The sequence below is a fragment of the Nocardioides sp. YR527 genome, assembly GCF_900101045.1.
GTDB lineage: Bacteria > Actinomycetota > Actinomycetes > Propionibacteriales > Nocardioidaceae > Nocardioides.
The window spans coordinates 612184-634525 of the sequence record NZ_FNFN01000001.1; the positions used below are offsets into that span (position 1 = coordinate 612184).

A 22342-nucleotide genomic window follows, 5' to 3' on the forward strand; every position below is an offset into this window, starting at 1 on the left:
CGCGATAGTGTCGCGCTGCCCGAACCACATCCCCACCGGGTCCCTCGACGTGTTGCACGTCGGGTGACAGGTAGGGCTCTAGCGAGGTCTCCCCACACGTGTTCAATCGCAACTTCTACGCAGCCCAGGACGACCGGCGCTTCGTCGTCGGCTATGCCCTCGACCTCGGCTTCAGGGTCTTCGACGCCTACTCGGCACCTGGCCAGCCGTTGAGCGAGATCACCACGACGGCATCGGCCTCGCTGCTCGCGGCTCGGCCGGCGTTCAAGCTCTACGCGCCCAACACCGGCCCCGAGCCGGTGATCACCCGGGTCCAGCTGGACGAGTCCGAGTTCGGCCCTTCGGCCTTCGAGTACCAGTGCAACGGCTGGGGCCTGATCGGCCTCAACTTCGGTGGCGTCGTCGGCATCGGTGGCCTCGGCTGGAGCACTCTCACCACCATGGCGGAGGCCCGTGCGACCCGCTGGCACGCGGTGGAGCCGGTCGGCGCCGCTCCGGCGGAGTGGAACTGGCCGGCCGTCGACGACGCCGCGATCAAGATGTTCGAGGCGATCGCCTCGATGGCGGGCTCCGCCGTGGGCGACAGTCCGATCCTGGCCGCCGCCGGTCAGCTCATCAAGGACAAGGGTCTGCTCTACGAGTCCGGCGGCGGGCTGCACGCACGCCCGGGTCTCGGCTGAGGGTTGATACGCGGGGCGTATCAATGGGCGCCTAATCGATACTTCCCATTATCGGTCGGGCGATCCTAGATTTCCTGGCATGGACGTCATCCGTGCAGCCCATCGCATCCCGGCCCGCCTCGAGTGGGTGGCGTCATGAACGCGGTGGACGTGCACCACGTCGTCACGGGGCGGACCGATGGTCCGGTGGTGGTCCTGTCGAACTCGCTGGGCGCCACCCATTCGATGTGGGACGAGAACCTGGCCGAGCTCGAGCGGTACTTCAGGGTGCTGCGCTACGACACCCGCGGGCACGGAGCCTCGCCGGTACGCCCCGGTCCCTACTCGATCGACGATCTCGCCGACGACGTCGTGGCCCTCCTGGACCGCCTCGGCGTCGAGCGGGCACACTTCGTGGGCCTCTCGCTCGGGGGCATGACCGGGATGCGGCTCGCCGCCCGCAACCCGGAGCGCGTCGAACGCCTGGTGGTCCTGTGCACCGGGGCGCAGCTGACCCCGTCCTCCGCCTGGAACGATCGGGCGGCGACCGTGCGGGCGCATGGGACGCAGGCTGTCGCCGAGGCGGTCGTCGCACGGTGGTTCACGCCCGGGTTCCTCGAGGCCAACCCCGACGTCAGGGCCAGCTGCGAGGCGATGGTCGCCGCCACCCCGGCCGAGGGCTACGCCGGCTGCTGCGAGGTCATCGCGGCCATGGACCTGCGCGCCGACCTCCCTGCGATCACCGCGCCGACCCTGGCCATCGCCGGCGCTGACGACCCGGCGACCCCGCCGCCTCACCTGGAGGCGATCGCCGACGCGGTCGAGGACGGTGGTGTGCTGGTCGTCCGTGACTCCGCGCACCTCGCCAACGCGCAGCAGCCCGGGACCATCACCCCGGCGATCATCGACCACCTGCTGGCGGGGTGACCGAAACCCAGGTGCGCACGACGGCGTGGCCTGGCTAGGTTCGGCGCTGATGCGAGAACCAGATGCCGCGTTCACCGACCCTCGTCAGGCCGTGCTCTACGACGTCTTCGACGACGACCGCTCCGACCTGGACGCCTACGTCGCGATCGCCCGGGAGGTCGGGGCCCGTCGCATCATCGATCTCGGCTGCGGCACGGGCTCGCTCGCCGTCCGCCTGGCGGGCGAGGGCCTCTCCGTCGTCGGCGTCGACCCGGCGGGCGCGTCCGTGCAGGTTGCCCGCACCAAGCCGTACGCCGACCGCGTCACCTGGATCACCGGCGACGCGACCGCGCTCGGAGGTGTCGCGGGCGAGGCCGACATGGTCGTCATGACCGGCAACGTCGCCCAGGTCTTCGTCTCCGACGAGGACTGGTCCGCCACGCTGACCGTGGTCCGTGCCGCGCTCCGCCCCGGCGGCCGGCTGGTCTTCGAGACCCGTCGGCCGGAGGTCCGAGCCTGGGAGGGCTGGGACCTCGCCCCGACGACTGTCTCCCTGCCGGACGGCCGCGCCGCGGTCGTCACCCGCACGGTCACCGTCGTCGACCTCCCGCTCGTCACGTTCGAGGGCTCGACCGCCATCGACGACGAGATCCTGACCTCGACCTCCACCCTCCGCTTCCGCGACCGCGACGAGATCGAGCGCGACCTCCTCGCCCACGGCTTCGCCGTCGAGGACGTACGGGATGCGCCTGATCGCCCGGGCAAGGAGCTCGTCGTCCTCGCCCGTGTCAGCCTCGAGAAGGGGCTCTGAGCGGGGGCCGGCCCGATATCTGATGCCCCAGAAACCTCGTGGCGTCGAGGTCTTCACGTCTGGTTTGCTGAACGACAGGTGGCAAGCCCTGGCAGGTGCGGTGGTCACCCCACTGCGAGTGATGGAGGTGGTCGGCGATGGCTGGTTATGGTCCGCTGTGCGAGGCGTACGAGTGGTTGATCCGCGAGGACCTCGCCTCTCCCGCCGGCGCTGCCGCGAGGTATGGCGATCTTGTGGAATCGCTCCCGTCCGACGCGCGTGTCCTCGACTGCGCCTGTGGTACGGGCCAGCTCGCGGTTGGTCTCGCCGACCGTGGCCTGGATGTCGTGGCGACGGATGCGAGCGCCGGGATGGTCCGCCGGACCGAAGAGCTCGCCGGTGAGCACGGCGTCTCTCTCCGAGCCCAGCAGGTCAGCTGGGAGGAGCTGCCGGACCACTTCGATGCCTCGAGCTTCGATCTGGTGTTCTGCGTCGGCAACTCCCTCGGTCATGCCGAAGGCGCAACCGGCCGGCAGACCGCGGTCGCCTCGATGGCACGGCTTCTACGTCCTGGCGGCAGACTCGTCCTCACTTCGCGCGCGTGGGAGGTCGTCCGCGATCGTGGTTCCCGTCTCGACATCCGCGACCGACTGGTCCGCCGCAACGGCCGCGACGCGGTGGTGACCTACTACACGCAGGTCGCGCCCGACTGGGAGCAGGAGCACCACTTCGAGATCGCCGTGACCCAGATCGAGCCGGACGGGTCGCTCCGAACGTGCGCCGAGCGGGTGTCCTTCTGGCCGTACCGCCACGAGGAGCTCGTCGCGGAGCTGCAGAGCGTCGGGCTCACCGTCGAGACCACGACGTTCGACCCCGACGGTGCCGGATATCTGCTGGTCGCTCGCGCGCCGGCCTGGGATGTCCGATGAGCGAAGGAGCGGCTGTGCCCGACCGCCCCGAGATCGTCTGCATCTGCGGCTCCGTCCGGTTCGCCGACGAGATGCGTGCGGCCAACCGTGATCTGACGTTGGCGGGGGTCATCGTCGTCGCGCCGGGTGAGGCGGATGGGCTGATCACCGAGGAGCAGAAGACCGCACTGGGCACCCTCCACCTGCGCAAGATCGACCTGGCGGACCGCGTGCTGGTCGTCAACCCCGGCGGGTACGTCGGCGAGTCCACGCGCAGGGAGATCGCCCATGCCCGTGCCACCGGCAAGCCGGTCTCGTTCACCGCTCCGGCGTGAACGCGTCGAAGACGATCTCGTCCTCGACCCCGGAAGCCAGGCGCCAGACCGCGTCGGCGAGCTCGTCGGGATCGAGGGTCGCGTAGGGCGCAGGCGAGCCGGGTTCGGTGAGCATCTGGTGGATGTCGCCGCGCTCGATCAGGCCGCCGACGACGAGGGAACCGACGAACAGGCCGTCCGGTGCCACTGCGGCGGCGAGGGTGTGGGCGTAGGTGCGCAGGGCGCCGGAGGCGGGGGCGTAGGGGCCGAGGAACGGCAACGGGACGATGGCACTGAGGCCGGAGACGTAGATCAGCGAGCCGCTACCACGGGAGCGCATCGCGGGCAGGACGAGCGACGCGACCGAGGCGGCCGGCTCGAGGACCTCGGCCATGGCGCGGCGGATGTCCGCGGGGCCGGTCTCGAGGATGCCGACGGTCGGCGCGCGAAGGTCGTGGGCGCCGGGGCCGTGGTAGACGACGTCGACCGGGCCGAGCTCCGCGGTGATCTCGTCGAGGGCGCGGGCGACGGCGCCGGGCTCCCTCAGGTCCGCGGCGACTGCGACGGTCCGCACGCCACTCGCTTCCAGCGCAGCCAGGTAGTCCGGGTGGCGGTCGGCGCTGCGCGAGACCAGGCCGACGGCGTACCCCTCCTTGGCGAACCGCTGTGCCACCGACATGCCGAGGCCGGGGCCGACGCCCAGGACCGCGATCGTGCTCATCTCTTCTCCCTCATGGATAGGTTGCTGATGTCAGCAACCCTCGCCGCCCGGCGGCGATCGCGGAAGAAGGCACTTCAATGTCAGATGGGAACACCGATGTGCCCCGGCACATCGTGAGCGAAGCGCTCGGGCCCGGGTTGCCGGCGCTGGTGCCGGCGGGGGAGTACGAGGCGTGTCCGGTCACGCAGACGCTGCAGATGCTCGGCGACAAGTGGACGCTGCTGGTGGTGATGATGCTGGCCGAGCGCCCGCACCGCTACAACGAGCTGCGCCGCCGGGTCGAGGGGATCAGCCAGCGCATGCTGACTCGGACGCTGCGGGTTCTGGAGGAGGACGGGATCGTGACGCGTACCGTCTTCCCGACGGTTCCGCCGGGTGTGGAGTACGCGCTGAGTGACCGCGGGCGGGATCTGCTGGTGCCCTTGGCCGGCCTCGCCGACTGGGTCGTGCGGGGCCAAGCAGCCTGAGACTCAGAACCCGCGGGTCCAGAAGACCTCCTCGTGCAGGTGGCGGGAGCGCCAGCCCTGCGGCGTACGCACGAAGGAGTGGCGGTAGCGGCCGCCGACCTCGACGACCCGCTCACCGCCGGACCCGTCGGCGATGACCATCGGGTTGTCGAAGTACGCCACGACCTCCGCGCCCTCCTCGGTGAAGGTGATGCCGACCTGCCCGATCGTGTGCAGGCGTTTGCTGGAGAACGCGGGCAGCATCTCGGCGAGCCACTTCTTGACGTCGGCGACCTCGCCGACGGTGCCGCCGGACTCGGAGTAGTCGATCGTGGCGTCGCCGGCGAAGACGGTGTCGAGCGCATCCCAGTCGCCGTCGTCGACGGCCAGGGTGTAGCGGGTGAGTGCGTCGGTGATCTCGGCGCGGTCGATGAGTTCCTGCAGCTCCATGGGCACAGCTCCTTCAGCGAGGCGAGAGGACGATGACCGGGATCTCCCGGTCGGTCCAGGTCTGGTAGGTCTCGAAGTCCGCGTACGTCTCCAGCAGCCGCGGCCACAGCGCGGCCCGCTCGGTCGGGTCGGCGACACGGGCGCGGACGAGGCGCCGCCCGCGGCGGGGAACCCGGACGGCGACGTCGGGCTGGGCTCGCAGGTTGGCGACCCACTGCGGGTCCTTCGCCAGCCCGCCCTGGGAGCCGACCACGACCAGCTCGGAGCCCGACCGCATGAACAGCAGGGGAGTGGTGAAGGTGCGGCCGGACTTGCGCCCGACGTGCTCGAGCAGCAGGACGGGCGCGGGTTTGCGCCAGCCCGCCATCACCCGCCACCGACCGCCGACGCGGCCGTTGGTCAGCTTGAACAGCGCGGTGTTGGCCCGGGCGCCGTACTTGATGATCCTCGCCGTCAGCGGCGAGTCGAGGCCTGGGGGACGCTCGAGCGAAGGAGACATGGTCAACACTCTGGCAGAAACATAGAACACGTTCTAGTGTTGGGCGCATGCGCTTCACCTATGCCGAGGCAATGACGCAGGCCGACTACTACGCACCGCTGGCGAAAGCGGCGGAGGCCGCCGGCTACACCAGCATGACGGTGGCCGACAGCCTGATCTATCCCGAGGAGTCCGACTCCACCTATCCCTACACCGACACCGGCGACCGCGAGTTCCTGCAGGGCAAGGAGTTCATCGAGGCGTTCATCCTGTGCGCGCATCTCTTCGCGGTGACCGAGACGCTGCGGCTGACGCCGTTCGTGGTCAAGCTCCCGGTGCGCCCGCCGGTGCTGGCCGCCAAGCAGGCCTCCAGCCTCGCCTTCCTCTCCGGCAACCGGCTCGGTCTCGGCGTAGGGCTGTCTCCGTGGCCGGAGGACTTCGCCGCCCTCGGCGTCGACTGGAAGCGCCGCGGCAAGCGGATGGACGAGTGCATGGACATCCTGCGCGGGCTGACCGACCCGAGCGGTGACTTCTTCGGCTACGACGGCGAGTTCTACGAGTTCGCGCCGCTCCAGCAGCGTCCCGCGCCGACCGAGAAGATCCCGCTCCTCGTGGGCGGCCACGCCGACGCGGCCCTCCGGCGTGCGGTCCTCAAGGGCGACGGCTGGATGCACGCCGGCGGCGACGGCGAGGAGCTCGACCGCCTGCTGGTGCGCCTCCAGGAGATCCGTGAGGAGGAGGGTGACACCCGCGACGACTTCGAGGTCCACGTGATCAGCTACGACGCGTACGACCTCGACGGGGTCAAGCGGCTCGAGGACAAGGGTGTGACCGACTGCATCGTCGGGTTCCGTGACCCTTACGTGAAGGGTGCTGACCCCGAGCCGCTGGAGAAGAAGATCAAGCACCTGGAGTGGTACGCGGAGAACATCATCGCGAAGGCTGGGCAGTGACCGAGCAGAGCGCGGCGTACGGCCTGACCGAACCGCTCCAGCAGGCGATCGCGGAGGCGGAGGAGCTGATCGCGAACGCGCCCTTCATCCGGACCGAGGCGGACCGGCTCGAGGGGTACGAGTACCTCTCCGGCCGGATCCGGATGGCGATGCAGACCGCGTTCGACTACGACCTCGAGCAGCCGCTGTTCGTGAACCCGACCCACCAGTTCTCCAAGCAGGGCCTGGACAACCCCGACGCCATCTACTTCAACGCCTACCTGCGGGAGGGTGTCGAGTACGTGGTCCGGGGCAGGCGCGGGACCAGCGCGGACCTCTCCTTCCAGGTGATGGGCGGCGCCTACACCGCGGACTCCGCGGCGACCAGCCTGATGGCCTTCGACGACCGCAAGCTGCAGCTCGACTACGACGGTTCCTTCGAGTTCACCTACACGGCCGAGCCGGGCGCCAAGACCCTGATCGTGCGCGAGGTCTTCAACGACTGGGACACCGAGACCCGTGGCACGATCACCATCGAGCGGCCCGACACCCTCGGCCGGCCGCGCCGCCCGCTGACCCAGGAGCTGCTCCGGAAGAAGTACGAGGTCGCCGCCCGGTCGCTGACCGGATCGATCCAGACCTGGTTCGCCTTCCCCCAGTTCTTCCAGTACAAGGAGCCGGTCAACACGCTCACGGTCCCGGCCCGTACGCCGGGCGGGCTGGAGTCGCAGTTCTCCTCGATCGGGCACTACGAGCTCGCCGAGGACGAGGCGCTCGTGGTGGAGGTGCCGCGCTGCGACGACTGCACCTACCAGGCCATCCAGGTTGGCTCGGACTGGTACGCCTCGACCGACTACGAGACCCACCAGACCAGCCTCACCAAGGCCCAGGCGGTCACCGACCCCGACGGCGTGATGCGCTTCGTGATCTCGGAAAGCCCACCCCTGGACGGGCAGCCGATCGCCAACTGGCTCGAGACCACCGGCCACCGCACCGGCTCGTTGATGCTGCGCTGGCAGCGGCTCGAACGCGACCTCACCGCGGCCGACGGACCGGTGGTCCACAAGGTGGGTCTGGCGGACGTGGCCGACCTGTTGCCGCACACCGAGACGCTGAACCCTGGGGGGTATGCGGAGCGGATCGCCGCACGTCAGCGGGCAGTTGCGCGCAGAATGCTGAGCTGATCTCGGGGATGAGGAGGGGTCCGCGACGCGATGGCGTTCGGCCCCTATGATTGCCGCCCATGGCCAGCCCCCACCTCGAGCCACCGACGATTCCGGGATTCCGGCACCGCCGGCTGATCGGCGCCGGCGGGTCCTCCGATGTCTTCCTCTACGAGTGGTCCCAGGAGAAGGCGGACGTCGTCGTGAAGGTCTGGAAGGACCGGCTCAGCAGCGAGACCCAGGACGCGCTCGCCCGGGAGACCAAGGAGGTCGCCGAGCTCGCCGCCCACCCGCACGTGCTGCCTCTGCACGCCGTCGGCGTCTCCGACGACGACCGCAGCTTCGTGGTGATGGACTACCGATCCGGTGGAGACCTGAGCCCAGCCTGGGAGGGTGAACGGCTCTCGGTCGCCGAGGCGCTGAGCATCACGATCAAGATCGCGGGCGCGCTCGACATCGCCGCCCGGCACGGGATCCTGCACGGCGACGTGAAGCCCGCGAACATCCTGCTCACCGCGGCCGGAGAGCCGCAGCTGGTCGGCTTCGGCGGCCTCTCCTCGGCCGGGCGTCCCGGTGGCGCCGGCTCGACCTCGCTGCCGTGGATGGCGCCGGAGATGCTCTCGGACCCACCCGAGCCGAGCGCGTGGGCGGACATCTGGAGCCTGGGCGCGACCTGCTACACGCTGCTGGCGGGACGTACGCCGTTCGACGGGGCGCGCGAGGCGCCCGAGGCGCTGCCGGAGCGGATCCGGGAGCAGGACCCGGTGGCCATCGACCGCGACGACATCCCGGCCTCGTTCGAGGAGGCGCTGCGCAAGGCGATGTTCAAGCGCCGCGCCGCGCGGCACTGGAGCGCGGCCGACTTCGCCAAAGCGCTCCAGGCGGTCGAGGAGGAGATCGGGCTGCCGGTCACTCCGCTCGCCGAGATGCCCGAACCGGGGTCCGAGGTCAAGGTCACCGAGGTTCCCGAGGTTCCCGAGGTTCCGGAGGTTCCTGCGGCTCCTGTGATCGAGGTGGCGCCGGACCCGGCCCCGGTCCTGGAGCAGGCCGAGTCGTCGGCCGCGGGGGACACTGCCGAGGTGCCGATCGTGACCGGCCCTGTCGCCGGCCCTGTCGCCAGCCCTGTCGTCGAACCGGAGTGGGTCGACCATGACGACGACGTCCTCGGCCACCGGTTCGACGTCGACCGCATGGCCCGGCTGCTGGCCTCCGCCTACACCCAGCTGCCGATCACGGTGGCCGTCCAGGGGCTGCCCAGGAGCGGCCGCTCGACCTTCATGCGCAGGGTCGAGGAGCGCATCGAGTGGCTGGGCGAGAACGACGCCGCCTATGCCACCCGCGCCAGGCACGTACGCATCGACGCCCGTCACTACAGCGACGGCGACGTCGCCGGCGCGGTGCTCGACAGCGTCCGAGGTGCGGGGCGGAGCCAGCCGCCGCCGCTGGTCGCGAAGCATCAGGCGGCGCAACGGCGGAAGGCCGAGCTGCAGGCGGCGCTGGCCGGGGTGACGGAGGACGACGGTCAGCGCGGCAAGCGCCGGTCCCAGCCGATGGGCGCCACCATGGCGCTCGCGGCGATGGATCGGGAGGTCGCGGCCTACGAAGCCGCGCTCCGGGCGGCGCCGCCCGGTCCGCCGCCGGGCCCGCAGTCGAGCCGGACCATCGTCTACGTCGACGACCTGGACAGGTGTGATCCGGCCACGGCGGCCGGAGTGCTGCGGGCGATCGACGAGCTGGGCGGCCGGGAGGGTGTCGCGGTCGTCGCGGCCGTAGATGCGCGGATGCTGCGGCGGTCGCTCGAGGGACGGGTGGCGGAGCCTGCGGCGTACCTCTCCCGGATCTTCGACGTGCCGTTCGCGCTGCGGGCGTTCTCGGGCGATCCGGCGGTGCGGTTCATGCGGTCGCTGATGCGCCAGGCCGTGCCTTCGTGGCCCGCGGCGCTGGCCACGGGCACCGGCGACCGGTCCGGGCGCCAGGTCGTGGTGGAGAGCTTCGAGCTCTCCCCGGGGGAGGCGCTGTTCACCAGCGAGCTGGCGCGGTTCTGCGCGACGCCGGGAGGCGCCAGGAAGCTGCTCACGCTCTATCGGCTGGCGCGTACGGCGCCGGTCGCGAGCACCACCGCGGAGCCCTCGGCGCTGCGCGCCCTCGGGATCCTGATGGCGATCCTGGTCGGCGCCCCCGCCCAGGCCGCGCAGGTGCTCGGCGCCGTGGTCGAGGCGCTGGCGGAGGGCGATGACGCCGCCACGTTCCGGAAGGTCCTCGAGAAGGTCGCCCGCGAGCACACGGCCGGTTGCGGGCGGGCGACGTGCGGCTCGTGTGCCGACTGGTCCCGGGTGCACCGCGCCTTCGCCGACCTCGTCCGCACGCAGGACGTGCCGCAGGAGGTCGGGGCGTACGCCGAATGGGTCGACGAGGTCGCCAGATTCGCTCTTCCTGACTGACCCCTTACAAAAAACTGAAACACGTTCTAGTCTAGGCGCCATGACTGGACTCCTGGATGGCAAGGTCGTCGTACTCTCGGGGGTCGGCCCCGGCCTCGGCCGCTCGCTGGGCGAGCAGGCTGCGCTGATGGGCGCCGACCTGGTGCTCGCCAGCCGCACCGAGAAGCGACTGCAGAAGATGGCCGGCGTCATCGAGGAGCACGGACGCCGTGCGCTGGTGGTGCCGACCGATATCACCGAGGAGGACGCGCGCCGGCACCTGGTCGACGCCGCGCTGGAGGAGTTCGGGCACGTCGACGTGCTCCTCAACAACGCCTTCGGCATCCCGCCGATGGACCCGCTCACCCAGATCCCGCTCGACGCGCTCCGGCTGGCCCAGGAGTCCAACGTCTACGCCCCGCTGCGGCTCTCGGCGCTCTTCGCCGACGCGCTCGCGGCCACCCCGGACAAGCCCGGCGGCGCGATCGTGATGATCAACTCCGCGGTGCTCTACCAGAGCCAGCCGGAGTTCGCGGGCTACAAGCTCTCCAAGGGCGCCCTCGCGCACCTGTCCTCGTCACTGGCCACCGAGCTCGGCCCGCGCGGCATCCGGGTCAACTCCGTCGCGCCGTCCTACATCTACGAGGACGTCAACAAGTCCTACTTCGACTGGATCGCCTCGGAGTCCGGGCGGACCCATCAGGATGTCTACGACGAGAAGGCCGCCCCGACCGACCTGAAGCGGCTGGCCACCCCCGAGGAGGTCGCCCGGGCGGCGCTGTTCCTGGCCAGCGACCTCGCCTCCGCGGTCACCGGGACCGTGCTCAACGTGGACTGCGGGGAGTTCCATGACTGAGGCGCGCCCGGAAGAGAGCGCACCGCGCGAGCGGGCGGATGTCGGGACGTACGAGGACATCTGCGCCGCCGCCACTCGCACCACCGGGCTGAGCGACTTCAACGGGACCGACCACGAGGAGGGGCTGCGGCTCCTCGTCGAGGACCTGGCGAGCCCCGAAGCCGGGCTGACCCCGGTCGGCAACTACTTCCAGCGCTCCCAGGTGAAGTCGGCCCTGGTGGGCCGGCTCATGACGCAGGCCCGGCTCGCGGAGTTCCCCCAGCACCAGGACGTACGCATCGAGCGCCCGATCTTCGTCACCGGGCTCGTCCGCACCGGCACCACCGCGCTGCACCGGCTCCTGGCCGCCGACCCGGCGCACCAGGGGCTGGAGACCTGGCTGACCGAGTTCCCCCAGCCGAGGCCTCCGCGCGAGACCTGGGAGGACGACCCGATCTTCGCGGCGATCCAGAGCGCCTACCGGCAGCACCACGTCGCCAACCCCGAGTTCATGGGGATCCACTACATGGACGCCACCAGCGTCGAGGAGTGCTGGCGGCTGCTGCGGCAGAGCGGCAAGTCGATCTCGTTCGAGTCGCTGGCCAACGTCCCGCGCTACTCGGCCTGGCTGGCGAAGCAGGACTGGCGAGACGCATACGAGGTCCATCGCCGTTCGCTGCAGCTCATCGGGCTCAACGACGCCGAGAAGCGCTGGGTGCTCAAGAACCCCTCGCACCTGGTGGCCCTCGAGGCGCTGATGGAGGTCTACCCGGACGCGCTCGTGGTGGTCACCCACCGCGACCCGGTCGTCTCGGTCGCCTCGGGCTGCTCGCTCTCCGCCGAGGCGACCGCGGGGATGTCGACCACGTTCGTCGGGGAGACCATCGGGAAGACCCAGCTGGAGATGCTCTCCCGCTCGTGGCGCTCCTTCGGCGAGACCCGGAAGAGGTACGACGCGGCGCAGTTCCTCGACATCGACTACCGCGGGTTCGTCAAGGACCCGGTCGGCACCGTCGAGAACATCTACGCCCACTTCGACATCCCCTGGAGCGAAGCTGCCCGAGCCGAGGTCTCCCGCATCGACGCCGAGTCCCGTTCGGGGAGCGCCCGGCCCAAGCACGACTACAGCCTGGCCGACTACGGGCTGACGGAGGACGAGGTTCGCCAGGCGTTCACCCTCTGATTCCGCACGGCCTCCACCACTGCTCCACCGAGGTGTCCTACGGTTCGACGCGAGCTCACGGGGGTGCGGCTCTCGACGCCGTCCGACCAGGGGAGCCATGTGATGAGCCATGCCGCTGCGGTGCTCAGTGCCGAGCCGACGGACGCGCCGGCCAGGCCGTCAGCCAGGCCGTCAGCCAGGCTGGTCACGGTGCTCGCCCTGCTGGCCGCCTTCGCAGCCTCGATGAGCCTCTACGTCGCCACCACCCAGGCGCTGTCGTACCACGCGCGTGACGAGGGCCCGAACGCCTCGTACGCTATCTCGCTCCACGCGGGCGACCTGCCCACGATCGACACCCCGGTAGCGCACGACAGGGAGCGCTTCCCCCAGATCGCCCGCGGCGCGAACCGGGAGGAGTTCGATCGCCACCGGATGATCTGGACCGCGAACCATCCACCGCTCTACTACCTCCTCGGCGTGCCGTGGGTCGCCCTGGCCGACGCGCTCGAGAACCCGCAGGTGCTGATCGTCGGGATGCGTGCGGTGAGCGCCCTGGCGTACGGGGCGCTGGTGTTCCTGGTCGGTCTGATCGCCTTCGAGGTCACCCCGCGGCGCCCGGCCGCAGCGATGCTCGCGACCGCGATCACGGCCTCGCCGGCCGTGCTGGCGGTCGCCGCGGGGTTCGTCATGAACGACAGCGTCGCGGTGGCGGCCTCGTCGCTGACCGTGCTCGCGACCCTGCGCATCCTCCGCCTCGGGGTGACCCGGAACCGGATGATCGTGATGGCGGTCGCCGGCACCCTGGCCGCCGCGACGAAGGCGCCCGGCGTGATCACGGCGATCATGTGCGGGGCCGCGCTCGGGGTGACGCTGCTGCTCCGTGACCGCACCCGGAAGGGCTTCCTCCGGGCCACCTGGCTGACCGCGATCGCCACCGGGGTTCCTGGCCTGGCGATCGGCTGGTTCTACGTACGCAACATCGTGCTCTACGGCGACGCGACCGCGAGCTCGGCGCTCCTGGAGCGCTACCAGCGGGTGCAGATCGACACCTGGTTCGAGGTGATGACCGCGCCGCGCTTCTGGCACGGCTGGTACGACCACCTGTGGGTGCCGCTTCAGCTGCGTGGCACCGGGCTGCACTGGGTCATTGACGTCATCACGTTCGTGGCGCTGCTCGGGCTCGCCCTGGGAGTCGTCGCGCGCCTGCGGGACCACGGTCGCGAGCGGGGCCTCGTGGTCAGCGCTCCGCGGGTGCCGTCGGTGGCGACCGTCGGTCTGCTCGTGCTGATCGCGCACGCGTTCGTGATCATCGTCAACCTCGCGCAGTTCCGCTCCGGCGGCGGCAATCCGCACGAGCGCTACCTGATGACGATCATGCCGCTGGTCGCGATCATGCTGGCCGTCGGCCTCCTGGCCATCGTCGGCGCGATGCCGTGGGGCGAGATCCGCCGGCGTGAGGAGATCGCGGCAGCACTCATCTCGGCGTTCCTCGTGGGGATGACCGCCGCGACCTTCGCCACCTGGGTGCGCACGCAGGTCCGGCTGGGGGCCGATGTGATGCTTCCCGAGATCCGGCCGGTGCCGTACGTCGTTCTGGGCGTCGGGGCGGTCTGCGCGGTCGTCGGGGTGGTGCTGCCGCTCGTTTGGCGGCCGCGTGGTGACGCTCCGGGAAGCAGCACGGGTCTCGACCCGCTTCGCGGGTTCGCAGGCTCACCCGCTGCGCTCGCTCGACCCTTCGACAAGCTCAGGACATCGCCTTCTCGCGTTGCTCCGTCGCTCGTTCCTCGCGACGGAGCAGGCTCGAATGTCGGTGGTGCCGCGTAGCCTTGGTGACATGCGTCCAGTCACCGATCTCGAGCGTCGTGTCGCCCCGTTCAAGGTGGTCTCCGACTACCAGCCCTCGGGTGACCAACCGGCGGCGATCGCGGAGATCACCAAACGGATCCAGGACGGCGTCAAGGACGTCGTCCTCCTCGGCGCGACCGGCACCGGAAAGACGGCGACCGTCGCTTGGACCGCCGAGCAGCTGCAGCGGCCGCTACTGGTGCTGCAGCCCAACAAGACCCTCGCCGCCCAGTTCGCCAACGAGCTGCGCCAGCTCTTCCCGGACAACGCGGTCGAATACTTCGTCTCCTACTACGACTACTACCAGCCCGAGGCGTACGTCCCTCAGACCGACACCTACATCGAGAAGGACTCCTCGATCAACGAGGAGGTCGAGCGGCTGCGCCACTCGGCCACCAACTCGCTGCTGACCAGGCGCGACGTGATCGTGGTCTCGACCGTCTCCTGCATCTACGGTCTCGGCACCCCGCAGGAGTACGTCGACCGGATGATCCGGCTGCGGGTCGGGGAGGAGCACGACCGCGACTCGATCCTGCGGCGGCTGGTGGAGATCCAGTACACCCGCAACGACCTCTCCTTCACCCGGGGCACGTTCCGGGTGCGCGGCGACACCCTGGAGATCTTCCCGGTCTACGAGGAGCACGCGGTCCGGATCGAGTTCTTCGGCGACGAGATCGAGCGGCTGATGACGCTGCACGCCGTCACCGGCGAGGTCCTCACCGAGGACCAGGAGCTCTACGTCTTCCCCGCGACCCACTACGTCGCCGGTCCCGAGCGCATGGAGCGCGCGATCGACGGCATCGAGGCCGAGCTCGACCAGCAGCTGAGCACCTTCGAGAAGCAGGGCAAGATGCTCGAGGCGCAGCGGCTGCGGATGCGTACGACCTACGACATCGAGATGATGCGCCAGGTCGGGTCCTGCTCCGGGATCGAGAACTACTCGATGCACATCGACGGCCGTGAGCGCGGCTCGGCGCCCAACTGCCTGCTCGACTACTTCCCGGAGGACTTCGTCCTCGTCGTCGACGAGTCCCATGTCGCGGTCCCGCAGGTCGGCGGGATGTACGAGGGCGACATGTCACGCAAGCGCAACCTGGTCGAGCACGGCTTCCGGCTGCCCAGCGCCCAGGACAACCGGCCGCTGAAGTGGGAGGAGTTCCTGGAGCGGATCGGTCAGACGGTCTACCTGTCCGCGACGCCGGGCAACTACGAGCTGGACCTGGTCAGTCGCGACGGCGGCGAGCCTGATGTGGTCGAGCAGATCATCCGCCCGACCGGCCTGATCGACCCCGAGGTGATCATCAAGCAGACCAAGGGCCAGATCGACGACCTGATCGGCGAGATCAACGACCGGGTCGCCAAGAACGAGCGCGTCCTGGTCACCACGCTCACCAAGAAGATGTCCGAGGACCTCACCGACTATCTCCTCGACGCCGGGATCCGCACGCGCTATCTCCACTCCGAGGTCGACACGCTCAAGCGGATCGAGCTGCTCCGCGACCTGCGGCTGGGGGAGTACGACGTCCTGGTCGGCATCAACCTGCTCCGTGAGGGGCTCGACCTCCCCGAGGTGTCGCTGGTCTCGATCCTCGACGCCGACAAGGAAGGCTTCCTGCGCTCGGACAAGTCGCTGATCCAGACCATCGGACGTGCGGCCCGAAACGTCTCCGGCCAGGTGCACATGTACGCCGACAAGATCACCCCCTCGATGGAGTCGGCGATCGAGGAGACCAACCGCCGCCGCGCGATCCAGATGGCCTACAACGAGGCCAACGGCATCGACCCGCAGCCGCTGCGCAAGCGGATCGCCGACATCACCGACATGCTCGCCCGCGAGGAGGAGAGCACCCAGGAGCTGCTCAACACCTGGGCCGGCACCGAGGCAAAGGGCCGTGCGGGCAAGACCGCCGCCAAGTCCCCGACGCCGATGCTCGGCGACGCCGCCCGCGAGGCCCGCGAGCGCGGCCTCGTCGGCCTCCCCTCCTCCGACCTCGCCCAGCTCATCGGCGACCTCACCGAGCAGATGAAGGGCGCCGCCGCCGAGCTCCAGTTCGAGGTCGCCGCCCGCCTCCGCGACGAGATCTCCGACCTCAAGAAGGAGCTCAGGCAGATGATGGAAGCGACGAAGTGAGGAGGGGGTCGGCGTAAGCCTCTTCGCGCCGAAGGCGCCTTCTGGGTTTATGCCGACCCCCGACGAACGAGGAGCTGCGCGCGAGCGAAGCGAGCGCGCTGGCTACTAAGTAAGAGCTCCGCCGCTGGTCGAGCCGCCGTAGCCGCTAGGCGGAGGCGTGTCGAGACCAACACGGTCCCATCGAGCGAGCGCCTATGGGACCGTGTTGGTCTCGACACGCTCGCTGGCGCCCGCGGCTCGACCAGCGGGGTCGCTGGGTAGCGACCAGCGGGATCAGCGGGGGAGCATGCCCTCGATCAGATCAGCAGCCCGCCGGGTGCCGCCCTCGGCGAGCGCGTCGGCACGCAGCTGCGCGGACCGCGCGGCACGCTCCGGGTCGGCGAGCAGCCCCTCCAGCGCCGTACGCAGCGCAGCGGCCGTGACGTCCTCGGCGTCGATCCGCCGGGCGACGCCGAGCTCGACGAGCCGGTCGGCGTTCATGAACTGGTCGACCGCCTGCGGGACCGCGACCATGGGCACGCCGGCCATCAGACCCTCGCTGCTCCCGCCCATCCCGGCGTGGGTGACGAACGCGTCGGCCTGGGCGAGGACGGCGCGCTGGGGCAGCCACGAGTGGACCTCGACGTTGCCGGGGAGATCGCCGAGATCGGCCGGCTCGAGCTGGGTGCCGATCGACATCACGACGTGCCAGCCGGGGAGGCCGGCGTACGCCTCGATGCAGGCGCGGAAGAAGCCCGCGTCGGCGGTGTAGGCCGAGCCGAGGGAGACCAGCAGGACGTGATCGGCGTCGGCGGGTCGGTTCCAGGTCTCATGCTCGGAGTCGAGCGCGAAGCACGGTCCGACGAAGGTGACGACCTCCTCGTCGACCTTGTCGGCGTTGGGCTGCATCGCCCGCGGGATGAGAGCGAGGGCCCGCTTCGGCGCTCCGGCGAACGTCTCCGGGTCGGTCGTGGCCGCCCCGGCGTCGGCGAGCCAGGCCCCGAACCGGCTCAGGTAGTCGTCGTAGCCCGGCAGCTGCCGCACCTGGGCACCGACCTCCTCGGCGTACCCGTCCCAGGCGACGAACGTCGGCGAGAGCTGCACGAACGGGCGCTGCTGCTTCTCCGCGAGGGCGCGGGCGGCATAGCCGCCGATGTCGTAGAGGTAGAGATCGGCCGGCTCGGCCACGTAGAACGACTCCAGGTGCGGGAGCACTCCGATGGCGTCGTCGAGGAAGATGCCCATCCCGGCGACCGGCTCCTCGGGCCAGAGCCGGTCCTCGACCGGCAGCACCGTCGGCACCGGAACCAGCTCGGCACCGGTCGGCTTGATCGCGTCCGACATCGACTCATGGGTAGCGTACGTGACCCGGTGGCCCCGCACGACCAGCTCCTTGATCAGCTCGAGGCTCGGCAGCAGGTGGCTGATCGCGGGGGAGGCGACCATGGCGATGTGGCGCGGCGACGACCGCGGCGGTGAAGTAGTCATGACACCTCCGGACGCTATCGGCCCGTCAGAGGCCGACGCGACCGAGTTTTGCGTCAACGTTCGCTCACCTGCCCGTCGCGCTCTGTTCACCGCCTGTGAGCCGTGGCCCGCGTGTCTCGTCAGTTTCGCCGGTTAGCGTCGCGGATGTGACTGTTCCACGGGTCTCGATGTCCCAATCCACGATCTGCGTCCTGCTGCTGGGTGTGCTCGGCTTCGCGATGAGCGCCCAGGTGGCGATCGCGATGCCGGCCCTGTTCAAGGCCGACGAGCGCGCGCACGCGGCGTACGCGGTGGCGCTGTCCCAGGGGACGCTACCGACGATCGACACCGACATCCCCGACGACCCGGCTCGCTACCCGCAGCTGGCCGAGAGCCTCTTCGGGGCCGATGAGGCCCACCGCGACATCTGGGTCGCCAACCACCCGCCGCTGTTCTACGCGATGAGCCTGCCCCTGGTCTGGCTCGGCGACGCCGTCGGATCGCCGGGCCTCACGCTGCTCGGGATGCGGCTGCTCAACGCGCTCGGCTTCGCGCTGACCACGATCATGGTCGGCCTGCTGGCGCGCGAGCTGGTGCCACGACGGCCGGCGGTCCCGGTGATCGCCTCGGCGATGTGCATCGGCTGCGGGGCGATGACCTTCGTGGGCGGCGGGATCTACAACGACGGCTGGTCCTCGGCGGCGGCCTTCGCCACGCTCTACCTCGGGTTCCGGATGATCCGCCGGGGAGTGACGCGCGAGCGCCTGATCGCCGCGGCCGCGGTCGGTGTCGCGGCCGCCGGGTTCCGCTCGACCGGCCTGGTCGCGGTCCTCTTCCTCGGCGCGTGCGTGCTGGTGGCCATGTGGCTGCGGGAGCCGTCGCTGCGTACGTTCCTGCGCGGCACGTTCTGGCGCGCTGTCGGGATCGCGGCCTGCATCGGCATGGCGCCGGTGGTCGTGTTCGGCTGGTTCTACGTGCGCAACATCCAGATCTACGGCGACCCGACCGCGTCGAGCTCGCTCTTCGAGAAGTTCGGGCGTGAGCCCAACGGCACCACGCTGTTCCAGCTGGTGAACCCCGAGTTCTACGGCCACCTGCTCGGCAGCCTGTGGACCGACGGCAACATCGGGAACCACTGGAGCCAGGCGGCCGTCGTCGTGCTCACCCTCACCCTGGTCGGCCTCGTGCTCGATGCGGCCGCGAAGGCCAACCCACGCTGTACGGGAGTCCTGCGGCGCATCCACCTCGCTCCGCAGAGCACGATGCAGCACCGTCAGGACCTGGCCATCTGGGCGCTCCTGGGCGGCTACTGCCTGCTCATCCTGGTCAACGTCGCCGGGTTCATCGCCGGCGGCGGCTGGATCCACGCCCGCTACGCGGTGCCGTTCCTGCCGTTCCTCGCCGCCGGCGCCGGGATCGCCGCGCTGCGCCTGGGGCGGCTCCTGCCGCTGCGCGTCCCGACCGGTTCCCGCACCGGTGTCACCGCGCTCGACGAGGCGCGCGACCTGCGCATCGGCCTGGGTGTCTCGCTGGCATTCATGGTCGTCGGGCTGGTCTGCCACCTCGACACCGAGCAGTACGTCGACGGGCCGGTCTCCAGCACCTTCGCGCTCGTCGCCCTGGTGGCCGCCGACCTGGTGATGTTCGCGGTCGCCGCGTACGTCGCCACCGAGCTGCGCCGGCGAATGCGGCCCGGCACTTTCGACACTCCCCGCACCCTCGCCGCTCCTGTGACCGAGATCGCGCGTCCACGACAGGTCGCCCGTACCTCGACGGGCCTCCAGGCAAAGTAGCCTCTCTATGTGAACGAGCACGATCCCCAGCAGACAACACGAGCATGGTTCGTGTGGGGCATCGCCCTCGCGGTCTACGGCTTGGCCGTCTTCCACCGCAGCAGCCTCGCGGTGGCCGGTCTGGTGGCGACCGAGCGCTTCGGGATCGGCGCCGGACAGCTGGCGACCTTCGTCATGCTGCAGCTGCTCGTCTATGCCCTCATGCAGGTGCCGGTCGGCCTGCTGGTCGACCGGTTCGGGTCGCGTACGGTCCTCTCCGCGGGCGCGCTGATCCTGGCGCTCGCTCAGGCCGGGTTCGCATTCGCGGACTCCTACCCGCTGGCCCTGCTCGCCCGTACGTTCGTGGGGATGGGCGACGCGATGACGTTCATCTGCGTGCTGCGCCTGGTGCCGTCGTGGTTCCCGGCCCGGAAGGTGCCGCTGGTCAGCCAGCTGACCGGCACCGTCGGGCAGCTGGGCGCGATCGCGGCAGCGGTCCCGATGACCTGGGCGCTCGGTCATCTCGGCTGGACCCGGGCCTATCTCACCGCCGCGCTGATCGGCCCGGTCCTTCTCGTGCTGCTGCGCCTCTTCGTCCACGACGGACCCGGTGACCGACACCGCCGAGGCACCACCCTCAAGCCGCGCGAGCTCGGCCGGAGCCTGATGGCGTCCTGGTACCAGCCGGGCACCCGCCTCGGCTTCTGGATCCACTTCTCGACCCCGTTCAGCTCCCACCTGATGGGGCTGCTGTGGGGTTTCCCGTTCCTGGTGACCTCCGAAGGGCTCTCCGACACCCTCGCCGGCACGCTGCTGTCGGTCACCGTCATCGCTGCCCTGGTCGCGGGCCCGGCGATGGGCGTCCTCGCCGGGCGCCACCCGTGGCACCGCTCGACGGTGGCGCTGGCGATGATCGCCGCCATGGTGTCGGTGTGGACGCTCGTGCTCGCCTGGCCGGGCGAGGCGCCGCTACCGGTGCTGCTGCTCCTGATGGTCGTGGTCGGCTTCGGCGGACCCGCCTCGATGATCGGCTTCGACGTCGGCCGCACCAGCAACCCGCCCGCGCGGATGGCGAGCGCCAGCGGGATCATCAACCAGGGCGGCTTCGTCGCCGCGCTGCTCGTGATCGTGCTGGTCGGCTGGATCCTCGACTGGCGTACGCCGGGGGCCTCGAACTCCTACACGCCGGAGGCGTTCCGCTGGGCGATGTCGGTGCAGTACCTGTTCTGGGGCCTCGGGGTGGTGCAGATCTGGCGTCACCGGCGCGACGTACGGCGGCGTACGACCAGGGAGCAGGTCGCCGCCGGCTCCTCGATGGTCACCGACTGATCGCCCGCTCGTCACCTGAACGGCATCCCGGGCCACTAGCTTGTCGAGGTGCTCAGGCCCTCGCGCTCGCTGTCCCAGGTGACCATATGCGTGCTCCTGCTCGGGGTGCTCGGCTTCGCGATGAGTGCGCAGTACGCGATCGGGATGCCGCCGCTGCTGAAGGCCGACGAGAAGCAGCACGCGGCGTACGCCATCGTCCTCTCCCAGGGCGTCCTGCCGACGATCGACACGAACACCCCGGCCGACCCGGTGCGCTACCCGCAGTTCGCCGAGGCGCTCTTCGGGCTCGACGAGCCCCGCCGCGACATCTGGGTCGCCAACCACCCGCCGCTGTTCTACGTGATGAGCCTGCCGCTGGTCTGGCTCGGCGACGCCGTCGGCGGTGCGGCAGGAGTCGGGGTGACGCTCCTGGGGATGAGGCTGCTCAACGCGCTCGGCTACGCGCTGAGCATCATCCTGGTCGGGCTGCTGGCGCGTGAGCTGGTGCCCAGGCGACGGGTGGTGCCGGTGCTGTCCGCGGCGATGGTGCTCGGCTGCGGTGCGGTTACCTACGACGGCGGCGCGATCTACAACGACGGCTGGGGCACGGTCGCCGCCTCGCTGACCCTGCTGCTCGGCTTCCGGATGGTCCGCGAGGGCGTCACCCGGGACCGGCTGATCTGGGCGACCGTCGCCGGCGTCGCGGCAGCCAGCTTCCGCTCGACCGGCCTGGTCGCGGTGCTCGTGCTGGGCGCGTGCGTGCTGGCCGCGCTGTGGCTGCGAGACCCGACTCTGCGTACGTTCCGCCGGGGTGTGGTCCTGGCGATCCGGATCGGGCTGGCGCCCGTGGTGGTGATCGGCTGGTTCTACGTACGCAACATAGTGCTCTACGGCGATCCCACCGCCTCTGCGGCGCTCTTCGAGAAGTTCTCCCGCCAGACCCACGGTGACACGCTCTTCCAGCTGGTCAACCCGGAGCTCTACCTGCACCTCTACGGCTCGCTGTGGGCAGACGACGTGATCCCGAAGATCTGGATCCTCGCCGCCGTGGCCACGCTGGCCGTCACGGTCACCGGCATGGTGCTCGACGTCAACGCGAAGGCCCGGCCGAGGCCGGACGGGGTGATGCGCCGCGTCGTGATCCCCGGTCCGGAGCCGACCGTCCTGGAGCGCCGGCTGGAGGTGGCGGTGCGGGCGCTGATGGGGATCTACTGCGTGATCATCATCGTCAACCTGGCCTCGTTCCACGCCGGTGGCGGCTGGATCCACGCCCGCTACGCGGTGCCGTTCCTGCCGGTGATAGCGGCGTTGACCTCGCTCGCGATCCTGCGGGTCGGCCGCCACTGGGTGGATGGGGTCGACGAGGAGAGAGTCGACCTGCGCATCACGCTCTACGCCGGCGTCGGATTCATCGTCTCGGCGATGGTCGCCCACCTCCACATCCAGCAGCGGATCGACGGACCGGCCGACGCCTCCTGGCTGATCGCGCTGATCGCGGCCGACCTGGTGATGTTCGTCGTCGCCGCGTACGTCACCGCGCAGCTGCGCCGCCGGCTGCGGCCGGACGGCGAAATCTTCGCCGGCCGGTCATCTGGCGACCAGTCACCTGTTGCCGCGGTGAACATCTGAGCCGCGATGGTGGCCGCTCACCCCCAC

At 70.2% G+C, this 22342-nt stretch carries 20 protein-coding genes; 16 read left to right on the forward strand and 4 right to left on the reverse strand.

Annotated features, from left to right (window positions below; all coding sequences use genetic code 11):
- The first annotated feature begins 98 nt into the window (after window positions 1-98).
- The 5 genes from BLT25_RS02915 (at window position 99) to BLT25_RS02935 (ending at window position 3598) form a co-directional block, all read left to right on the forward strand.
- The gene (locus BLT25_RS02915; RefSeq protein ID WP_091041684.1) at window positions 99-680 is read left to right on the forward strand and encodes a hypothetical protein; all 582 of its coding nucleotides are present in this window, start codon (window positions 99-101) and stop codon (window positions 678-680) included.
- Window positions 681-815: 135 nt separating this feature from the next.
- Window positions 816-1586: a 3-oxoadipate enol-lactonase gene (pcaD, locus tag BLT25_RS02920; protein WP_091041687.1), complete on the forward strand. Its 771-nt coding sequence runs from the start codon at window positions 816-818 to the stop codon at window positions 1584-1586.
- A gap of 49 nt (window positions 1587-1635) precedes the next feature.
- The gene (locus BLT25_RS02925; RefSeq protein WP_091041690.1) at window positions 1636-2376 is read left to right on the forward strand and encodes a class I SAM-dependent methyltransferase; all 741 of its coding nucleotides are present in this window, start codon (window positions 1636-1638) and stop codon (window positions 2374-2376) included.
- Window positions 2377-2513: 137 nt separating this feature from the next.
- Window positions 2514-3284: a class I SAM-dependent methyltransferase gene (locus tag BLT25_RS02930; protein WP_091041692.1), complete on the forward strand. Its 771-nt coding sequence runs from the start codon at window positions 2514-2516 to the stop codon at window positions 3282-3284.
- Window positions 3281-3598 (forward strand): hypothetical protein, encoded by a 318-nt coding sequence (locus tag BLT25_RS02935; RefSeq protein WP_256328419.1) that lies wholly within the window; start codon window positions 3281-3283, stop codon window positions 3596-3598. The genes BLT25_RS02930 and BLT25_RS02935 overlap by 4 nt, the downstream gene beginning before the upstream one ends.
- On the opposite strand, the gene BLT25_RS02940 is transcribed toward BLT25_RS02935, so the two are convergent.
- Window positions 3582-4298, reverse strand: a complete 717-nt coding sequence (locus BLT25_RS02940; protein ID WP_091041697.1) for an SDR family NAD(P)-dependent oxidoreductase — start codon at window positions 4296-4298, stop codon at window positions 3582-3584. The genes BLT25_RS02935 and BLT25_RS02940 overlap by 17 nt on opposite strands.
- A 77-nt stretch (window positions 4299-4375) precedes the next feature.
- Between BLT25_RS02940 and BLT25_RS02945 the strand changes: the two genes are divergently transcribed.
- Entirely contained in the window at window positions 4376-4765 is a 390-nt protein-coding gene (locus tag BLT25_RS02945; RefSeq protein WP_091041698.1) for a winged helix-turn-helix transcriptional regulator, read from the forward strand.
- A 3-nt stretch (window positions 4766-4768) separates the two neighbouring features.
- Here BLT25_RS02945 and BLT25_RS02950 read toward each other — a convergent pair whose 3' ends face one another.
- Together BLT25_RS02950 and BLT25_RS02955 are read right to left on the reverse strand one after the other, a co-directional pair.
- Window positions 4769-5194, reverse strand: coding sequence for a nuclear transport factor 2 family protein (locus tag BLT25_RS02950; RefSeq protein ID WP_091041701.1), 426 nt, complete (start codon window positions 5192-5194; stop codon window positions 4769-4771).
- Between the two features lie 13 nt (window positions 5195-5207).
- Window positions 5208-5693, reverse strand: a complete 486-nt coding sequence (locus BLT25_RS02955; RefSeq protein ID WP_091041703.1) for a nitroreductase/quinone reductase family protein — start codon at window positions 5691-5693, stop codon at window positions 5208-5210.
- A gap of 47 nt (window positions 5694-5740) precedes the next feature.
- On the opposite strand from BLT25_RS02955, the gene BLT25_RS02960 reads away from it, so the two are divergent.
- The 7 genes from BLT25_RS02960 to uvrB all read left to right on the forward strand — a co-directional run bounded on the left by BLT25_RS02960 (window position 5741) and on the right by uvrB (window position 16160).
- A complete protein-coding gene (locus tag BLT25_RS02960; protein ID WP_091041705.1) occupies window positions 5741-6625 on the forward strand; it encodes a TIGR03619 family F420-dependent LLM class oxidoreductase in 885 nt (294 codons plus the stop codon).
- Entirely contained in the window at window positions 6622-7788 is a 1167-nt protein-coding gene (locus tag BLT25_RS02965; protein ID WP_218131217.1) for a hypothetical protein, read from the forward strand. Before BLT25_RS02960 ends, BLT25_RS02965 begins: the two co-directional genes overlap by 4 nt.
- Before the next feature lie 59 nt (window positions 7789-7847).
- Window positions 7848-10208 (forward strand): serine/threonine-protein kinase, encoded by a 2361-nt coding sequence (locus BLT25_RS02970; protein ID WP_091041707.1) that lies wholly within the window; start codon window positions 7848-7850, stop codon window positions 10206-10208.
- Window positions 10209-10248: 40 nt separating this feature from the next.
- A complete protein-coding gene (locus BLT25_RS02975; protein ID WP_091041710.1) occupies window positions 10249-11043 on the forward strand; it encodes an SDR family oxidoreductase in 795 nt (264 codons plus the stop codon).
- Window positions 11036-12205 carry a sulfotransferase family protein gene (locus BLT25_RS02980; RefSeq protein WP_091041712.1) on the forward strand — a complete coding sequence of 390 codons (1170 nt, stop codon included), beginning with the start codon at window positions 11036-11038 and terminating at the stop codon, window positions 12203-12205. Before BLT25_RS02975 ends, BLT25_RS02980 begins: the two co-directional genes overlap by 8 nt.
- Before the next feature lie 102 nt (window positions 12206-12307).
- On the forward strand, window positions 12308-14008 hold the full coding sequence (locus BLT25_RS02985) for a phospholipid carrier-dependent glycosyltransferase (RefSeq protein WP_091041715.1): 1701 nt from the start codon (window positions 12308-12310) through the stop codon (window positions 14006-14008).
- Between the two features lie 10 nt (window positions 14009-14018).
- On the forward strand, window positions 14019-16160 hold the full coding sequence (uvrB, locus tag BLT25_RS02990; RefSeq protein WP_091042448.1) for an excinuclease ABC subunit UvrB: 2142 nt from the start codon (window positions 14019-14021) through the stop codon (window positions 16158-16160).
- A 273-nt stretch (window positions 16161-16433) separates the two neighbouring features.
- On the opposite strand, the gene BLT25_RS02995 is transcribed toward uvrB, so the two are convergent.
- Complete coding sequence (locus tag BLT25_RS02995; protein WP_176883557.1) at window positions 16434-17627, reverse strand: macrolide family glycosyltransferase; 1194 nt, start codon at window positions 17625-17627, stop codon at window positions 16434-16436.
- Window positions 17628-17773: 146 nt separating this feature from the next.
- Between BLT25_RS02995 and BLT25_RS03000 the strand changes: the two genes are divergently transcribed.
- Genes BLT25_RS03000 through BLT25_RS03010 form a run of 3 tightly spaced genes read left to right on the forward strand, consistent with a single transcriptional unit; the run spans window position 17774 to window position 22315 of the window.
- Window positions 17774-19399, forward strand: coding sequence for an ArnT family glycosyltransferase (locus tag BLT25_RS03000; protein ID WP_143033618.1), 1626 nt, complete (start codon window positions 17774-17776; stop codon window positions 19397-19399).
- A gap of 9 nt (window positions 19400-19408) precedes the next feature.
- On the forward strand, window positions 19409-20707 hold the full coding sequence (locus BLT25_RS03005) for an MFS transporter (RefSeq protein WP_256328420.1): 1299 nt from the start codon (window positions 19409-19411) through the stop codon (window positions 20705-20707).
- Window positions 20708-20755: 48 nt separating this feature from the next.
- On the forward strand, window positions 20756-22315 hold the full coding sequence (locus BLT25_RS03010) for an ArnT family glycosyltransferase (RefSeq protein WP_256328421.1): 1560 nt from the start codon (window positions 20756-20758) through the stop codon (window positions 22313-22315).
- The last annotated feature ends 27 nt before the right edge of the window (window positions 22316-22342 follow it).